The sequence below is a fragment of the Nonomuraea sp. NPDC049750 genome (genome assembly GCF_040659625.1).
Lineage (GTDB): Bacteria > Actinomycetota > Actinomycetes > Streptosporangiales > Streptosporangiaceae > Nonomuraea.
Window position 1 is genome coordinate 21,520 of sequence record NZ_JBFANB010000065.1, and the last position, 6,000, is coordinate 27,519.

Here is a 6,000-nt window from a genome sequence, read left to right on the forward strand (position 1 = left end):
GTCACCTGGTGTTTCTCGCGCAACGCGCGGCCCCCGCCCGCCTGATCATCCCGTCTGCCGTCGACCCGCCCGAAGGGGAAGCGGGCCAGGGTCACGGCTACCAGATGGAGCGCCCCACCGGACGAACGATCTGGTACGTATGGCCCTGTTCTGCTCGGCTTGTCCCGGGTCGATGATGGGCGGGATGATCCGGCTTCCACCTCAGCGGATTCCCGGTTCGCGCGGCGAGCATCCCGGAGCCGGTGCGCCCCCGCCGGGGGCTATGGTCTGCCCATGCCGGACTTTGACGCATGGGCGCGGCTTTCTCTATGGGAGCAGGCTGACTCCCTTGTGGGTGACGCCGAGATTGTGATTGATCGTCCTGCGGGCACGCCGCATCCCAAGGTGTCGAGCTTCATCTACCCGCTGGATTATGGCTTCTTGTCGGGCACCCAAGGCGGGGATGGTGAGGGCATCGACGTGTGGGTCGGCTCGTCTCCAGTGCGGACCGTGTCGGCCGTGGCCTGCACGGTGGATCTGCTCAAGCGGAACGCAGAGGTCAAGTTTTTGTGGTGCTGCTCGTCGGATGAGATCGCGCTGGTGGAGGGCTTCTACGCCCCCCAGCCTCAAGCGGCTGTAATGATCCACCGGCCGAGCTGAGCACGGCCGCGTGGCTCTGGCGGCGGCGTGACGGTGGTCGGCGCGATGGCAGATCACGGACCGGTCGGCTGGTCGCCGTCATGGCGCTGGTCAGGTTCCTGGTGTGGCTGCGCGGGCGTGGCACGGTCCGCCGGCGGGCAGGACGGGTCACCGCACATACCACCCAGCGTGTGCCGGACACCGGGGCGCACGGCGTGCCGGACGAGGAGTTCTGGGCGGAGCTCAAGCACGAGGCGCAGCTATGGACGGGGAGTCACAGGTGAGCGATGCTTTTGAGGTAGTCACGATCGGCCCGGCCCGGCTCTTCCTCGGCCTGGCCGACCTACCGCGGCTGGATCTGGCCGCCCACCGCCGCTGCCATTCACCGTTGCCCAGGCTCTCGTTGCGGGAACTGGTCGCACTGGCGGAGGACGTCGACCTCCGCGGCCGGGGAGGCGCCGCTTTCCCGTTCGCCCGCAAGCTCAACGCGTTGACCAGAACCACCGGCCGTCCGCCGCGACACCCGGCCGGTGGTTCTGGTCAACGCGACCGAGGGCGAGCCGGCCAGCGCCAAGGACAAGACGCTCCTCGCACGGGCGCCGCACCTGGTTCTCGACGGGGCCGCTGAGCGCTCGCTGCTGAGCGCGATCGGGGAGGCGGGCATCGTCCCCACCGTGCGGGTCGTTCACCTGCCCGAACGCTTCATCACCGGGGAGGGTGGCGCCCGGGTCCGAGGGGTCAACGGGGAGACGCCGATCCCGCCGGGCCGGAAGGTGAGGGCCGCGCAGAGCGGGGTCGACGGCCTGCCGACCCTGCTGTCCTACGCGGAGACCTTCGCCCAGTTGGCCGTACTGGCCGAACTCGGAGCCGCCGGCTTCCGAGCCGTCGGAACGCCCGCCGAGCCCGGTACGGTCCTGCTTACCGTGACCGGTCCTGATCGGCGGCGCACCGTCGTGGAGGCCCCGGCCGGCCTCCCGCTCTGGGAGGTGCTTCAGCACTGCGGGCTGAACGCGGGCCAGGGCGTGATGGTCGGCGGCTACCGCGGGGCATGGCTCGCCCCGGACCAGGCCGCCGCGGTCGCCGTGTCACGGCAGTCCATGGCCGAGGTGGGCGCCGCGCTGGGCGCCGGAATCATCGTCCCTCTGGAGGAGGGGACGTGCCCCCTGGGAGAGGTGGCCCGGGTGGCCGACTACCTCGCGACCGAGTCGGCGGGGCAGTGCGGGCCCTGCCACATGGGGCTGCCCGCCATCGCCCGATCCTTCTCTTCCCTGGCCGCGGGCCACGCCGGTGCTGGGGCGCTGGCCGCGATCAGGCAGGGTAGCGGGATCGTCCGCGGCAGGGGGGCCTGTCATCATTCGGACGGGACCACCAGGTTTCTGCTCTCGGCGCTCGATGTCTTCAGCGACGATGTCGCCGCGCACGCCGCGAAGGGCGGCTGCGGTCGCCCCGTACGTGGGCTCCTGCCGGTGCCGGGTGAAGTGGTTCAGGACTCCGGGGGGCGACTGACCGTGGACTGGTCCCGCTGCGCCGGCCACGGCCTGTGCGGCCACCTCGTTCCCGAGGTCGTACAGCTGGACGTGTTCGGATATCCGGTGCTCACCGAGAGTGAGTTGCCCGCGCGGCTCCTGCCAGACGCCCTGCGAGCCGCCGAGATGTGCCCCGCTCTGGCCCTCGGGCTCAGCCGGACGCCGTCTGTTGTCGCGCCGGGCCGGCACGCGACCCGCTGACGAGCCCCGATCAGGGCATACAGACGCTGAATCGTCACCGCGGAAGAGTGCCATCCGAACGCAGTGGGGCCCGCATCCATGCCGATGCGGGCCCCACTTAAGGCATGCGCCATGTCAGGCGGGAACGATGTTCTCCGCCTGCGGGCCCTTCTGGCCCTGGACGACGTCGAAGGCCACCTTCTGGCCCTCGGTCAGCTCACGGTAGCCGCCGTTGGCAACGATGTTGGAGTAGTGGGCGAAGACATCGGCGCCGCCGCCGTCCTGCGCGATGAAGCCGAAGCCCTTTTCCGAGTTGAACCACTTCACGGTTCCGGATGCCATATCGATCTCCTTCTGATGGTTGCAGATACGGGATCCGCACGTTGCGGATCCTGTGTCGCTTTGATGAGCCCATCCGGAGACGACCGGCAAACAAAAAACGCACCTGAAGATCATGCTCGTTCAGGTGCGCACAAGTCTTTATGGGTACCACAACTGCAACCTGCGAAGCGTAGCACACATCTTGCCGCAGCTTGGCCGAGAGAGACGCCGCAGAGTGGGATGCCATGCCGGAAGTTGGCCGTCCCATCCCCCGGGTCGAGCGCCCATTTCAGGCCATCACCGATGGAGTCCGGCGCGCTCGTTGCTTGGAGGTCGCGCACGTGCACCGCATCGTGACCGGCCTTCGTCAGCAGTTCGATCCGGAGCGGCCGGGCTGTCGGAGCCGCTTTGCTCACGCGACGTCTCAGGTATTCGCGGCCAGGCGCCCCGCCAGGAGATCCCGGCGGTGAAGAGACGTCTCAGGCAGGCATGTCGATGGTCAGTCCGGCTGTCTGGGCAGCATCGGCCAGTCGTTTGTCGTACGTGACAAATGAAGTGAGCCGGGAGCGGATGCGGAGAGCGGTTGCCAGGTGGATAGCGTCCAGGCTCCGTACGATCATCGGTTTCACAGTCTGGGCCAGGATGCGAATGCCGGCGTCCAGTTCCACCAGGTCGATCAAGTCGAGGACCAGGTGAAGTCGGGTGACGGCTTCTGGGGCGTAGCGTGCCAGGGCCCGTGATGACTCGATCTCCAGCAAAACTGAACTCGTCCATCCGGTCTCTGCCCGTTCGTCGAGCCAGTCGCGCAATGCCTGCGACTCAGCCTCGGCGTGGGCGAGTTTCACGACGGCGGCCGAGTCGAGATAGATCATCAGCGTTCGTTCTCGCGGCCGTGGGCGATCTCCGCGGCAATGTCGATGCCGTCCGGTTCGCCGAGCGGCATACGCAGGACAGCGCGCCGCATAGCGACAGCGCGCTCCTTACGAAGGGCGGCTTCCAGCACGGCTTGGCGGATAGCCGCCGAGCGTGAGCTGCCGTCATGGGTGAGAATATCCAGGGCGTGCTCAGTCTCCGGGTCGCTGCGGATGGTGATGGTGTCAGCCATGCAGCCACCGTAAGACGCTTTGTCTTACGAGACAAGTACTGGCCTGCCTTCCCCTCCGCGGCACCCGTCCAGCCCGGAAAAAGATCTTGATTCCTCGGCGTGGACATACATCGGGGACTTTAAGCGAAGGCAGAGGTGACACGCCGTTGAAACCCCTGCAGAAAAGCGGATATCACTGCTCTCCGGCCGAGCGCTCCGAGCATGCGTGACGGCGCAGTTCTTCCCAGGGCCGCGCGACGCAGCGGGCACGTCTGGCGGACGCTGCGAGGGGGCGCAGGAGATCGATCAGCTCTTGTCAATGCACAACTCAACTCACCGCCAGCGACCTCGGGAGGATGAGAGGTAGGATAGAGAGCATGAGCGAGCCTACTGGCAAGTATTCGATCACCATGCCGCGTGATATCGCCGAGGCAGCCCGATCCCGAAGCGGCCCTTCCGGCCTGTCCGCCTATGTCGCCGCCGCCGTCGCCCGCCAGATCGAACGCGACAACCTCAGCGAACTCATCCAAGTCGCCGAGGCCGAGCACGGCCCCATCACCGACGAGGAGGTCCAGGCACTGCGCGACCAACTCCACCAGGCCCGGCGAGGACAGGCCAGTGGTGGGACGGCCGCGTGACCCGTTCTCCCGCCTCTCCTGGCGGCACCCTCGTCCTCGACAGCGAAGGACTGGCCAAGGCCGTCCTGCGCGACCGTACGGTCACCGCATGGCTTGCTCTCGCCCGTGCTGACGACTTCCGCGTCATCACCTCTGCCGCCACCCTCGTCGAGGTGGTCCACCCTCGCGTCAACCGGCCGGCTCTGGAGTGGACGCTGTCCCGCCTCGTCATCGAGCCGGTCACCGAACGAATCGCCCGCCACGCCGCCACACTCTTGTCCGACGCCGGCCTGCACGGGCACAAGTACGCCATCGATGCCATGCTCAGCGCCACCGCCCTCGCCGCCCCAGGCCCCGTCACGGTCCTCACCTCCGACCCCGAGGACCTCGCCGTACTGTGCGGTGCACGCGTAACTGTCATCAAGGTTTGAGTGATGCCCCGTCCTGCCGTTCCGCCAGGGTGATCATGAACCTAGTGGCACGCAGAGATCAACGACATCAGGAAACATCAAAGCCCAGGTCCCGAATCCATCGGTCTATCCGGGTTTTCACAGTGAGAGCGGGCGGCGGGAATCGAACCCGCGCTGTCAGCTGGGAAGTCTTTCGAGATCATGCACTCTGATCAGGGGAAACGCCGACGTGGGCGTACGTGAATCGAGTGCCGCTAAGTCCCGTGACTCCCCGATGATCGCCGACCGTACGGGCACGCAACGGGCACGAGGCTTCGAATGGCGTCGGATCAGAAGTGGATCGCTCTTCCTTGGCCCGAAGACGCGCTGACCTGCGGGTGATCGCTCGAAGCCTCTCGGCTGTAGCAAGGTCATTCCGAGCATTTTCCGGATCTTGTTCTCGTCAGAGTGCCACGTACAAATACGATCGGCGAGTGATCGTACGCTGCGTTCGAATCATCAGCCCGCAGGGCGAGCCCATGGATGCCTATCCGGGCGTGCATGTAGGTGGGCGATACGTTGTCCTGGAAATGTACTCGGACGCAGAGGTTTACTACATCCGCATCCTTGGCGATGCCGGCGAGAGCCCCGGCCCCCTCTGGGACCCGTCGATGTTCGAAACCGTAGATTCGCGGATCCCCACGTGCTGGAGGATGACACTTGAAGATGGCCGCCTTCGCGCGGCACCTTTGAGTTGGCACCGAGCTGGTTTCTGGAGCGACTACTTCGACCGAGACTCTCGAGCGATAGCTGACTTTGAGGAAGGCAAAGCACTGACGCTCGCCGAGTCAACCTCTCTTTAGCCTGTCTGCCGGACCCTGCCTAGACCGCTGTTGTCCAGCTCACCGCAAGCCCCCTCAAGTCAACAGCGTCGTGGCTATTCGCCTGTTCACTTGGATGCGAACTCGCGCTGTCAGCTTGGGAACCGACTACTGAGCTTGGTGTCCTGAGCGAGGAGAACGGAGGTCCTGGTCAGAACCCGACGAGTGGCCGTGAGCGACCCTGAATGACCTTGACCTGCCGTTCGTTCTGGCACGCATCTGGCACGGGGATCAGCTCTCCGACCTGGGGTTGAAACGCACTGCGCGCACCCCGTCCGCCTCGGCCCCATTAGCCTCGATCTTTCTCGACCTTGAGCTGGTCGGTTGAGGGATTCGGCTTGAGGTCGATTGCCCGGCTGTGGTCAGCGTGAGTGCCCGGCTGTC

At 66.2% G+C, this 6,000-nt stretch carries 8 protein-coding genes; 5 read left to right on the top strand and 3 right to left on the bottom strand.

What is annotated here, in order from left to right:
• The first annotated feature begins 273 nt into the window (after nt 1-273).
• From AB0J16_RS59515 to AB0J16_RS59525, 3 genes are all read left to right on the top strand, one after another.
• Entirely contained in the window at nt 274-639 is a 366-nt protein-coding gene (locus AB0J16_RS59515) for an Inorganic pyrophosphatase (protein ID WP_357962489.1), read from the top strand.
• 80 nt (nt 640-719) lie between these two features.
• Complete coding sequence (locus tag AB0J16_RS59520) at nt 720-902, top strand: hypothetical protein (RefSeq protein WP_358558259.1); 183 nt, start codon at nt 720-722, stop codon at nt 900-902.
• A gap of 246 nt (nt 903-1,148) precedes the next feature.
• The gene (locus AB0J16_RS59525) at nt 1,149-2,345 is read left to right on the top strand and encodes an NADH-ubiquinone oxidoreductase-F iron-sulfur binding region domain-containing protein (RefSeq protein ID WP_358558262.1); all 1,197 of its coding nucleotides are present in this window, start codon (nt 1,149-1,151) and stop codon (nt 2,343-2,345) included.
• A 114-nt stretch (nt 2,346-2,459) separates the two neighbouring features.
• Here AB0J16_RS59525 and AB0J16_RS59530 read toward each other — a convergent pair whose 3' ends face one another.
• The 3 genes from AB0J16_RS59530 to AB0J16_RS59540 all read right to left on the bottom strand — a co-directional run bounded on the left by AB0J16_RS59530 (nt 2,460) and on the right by AB0J16_RS59540 (nt 3,750).
• Nucleotides 2,460-2,666 carry a cold-shock protein gene (locus AB0J16_RS59530; RefSeq protein WP_357649055.1) on the bottom strand — a complete coding sequence of 69 codons (207 nt, stop codon included), beginning with the start codon at nt 2,664-2,666 and terminating at the stop codon, nt 2,460-2,462.
• Nucleotides 2,667-3,124: 458 nt separating this feature from the next.
• Nucleotides 3,125-3,517, bottom strand: coding sequence for a type II toxin-antitoxin system VapC family toxin (locus AB0J16_RS59535; protein WP_358558265.1), 393 nt, complete (start codon nt 3,515-3,517; stop codon nt 3,125-3,127).
• Nucleotides 3,517-3,750 (bottom strand): hypothetical protein, encoded by a 234-nt coding sequence (locus AB0J16_RS59540; protein ID WP_358558268.1) that lies wholly within the window; start codon nt 3,748-3,750, stop codon nt 3,517-3,519. Before AB0J16_RS59540 ends, AB0J16_RS59535 begins: the two co-directional genes overlap by 1 nt.
• A gap of 356 nt (nt 3,751-4,106) precedes the next feature.
• On the opposite strand from AB0J16_RS59540, the gene AB0J16_RS59545 reads away from it, so the two are divergent.
• Both AB0J16_RS59545 and AB0J16_RS59550 read left to right on the top strand, forming a co-directional pair.
• On the top strand, nt 4,107-4,367 hold the full coding sequence (locus AB0J16_RS59545; RefSeq protein ID WP_358558271.1) for a CopG family transcriptional regulator: 261 nt from the start codon (nt 4,107-4,109) through the stop codon (nt 4,365-4,367).
• Nucleotides 4,364-4,777, top strand: coding sequence for a PIN domain-containing protein (locus AB0J16_RS59550; RefSeq protein WP_358558274.1), 414 nt, complete (start codon nt 4,364-4,366; stop codon nt 4,775-4,777). Before AB0J16_RS59545 ends, AB0J16_RS59550 begins: the two co-directional genes overlap by 4 nt.
• Nucleotides 4,778-6,000: the final 1,223 nt, after the last annotated feature.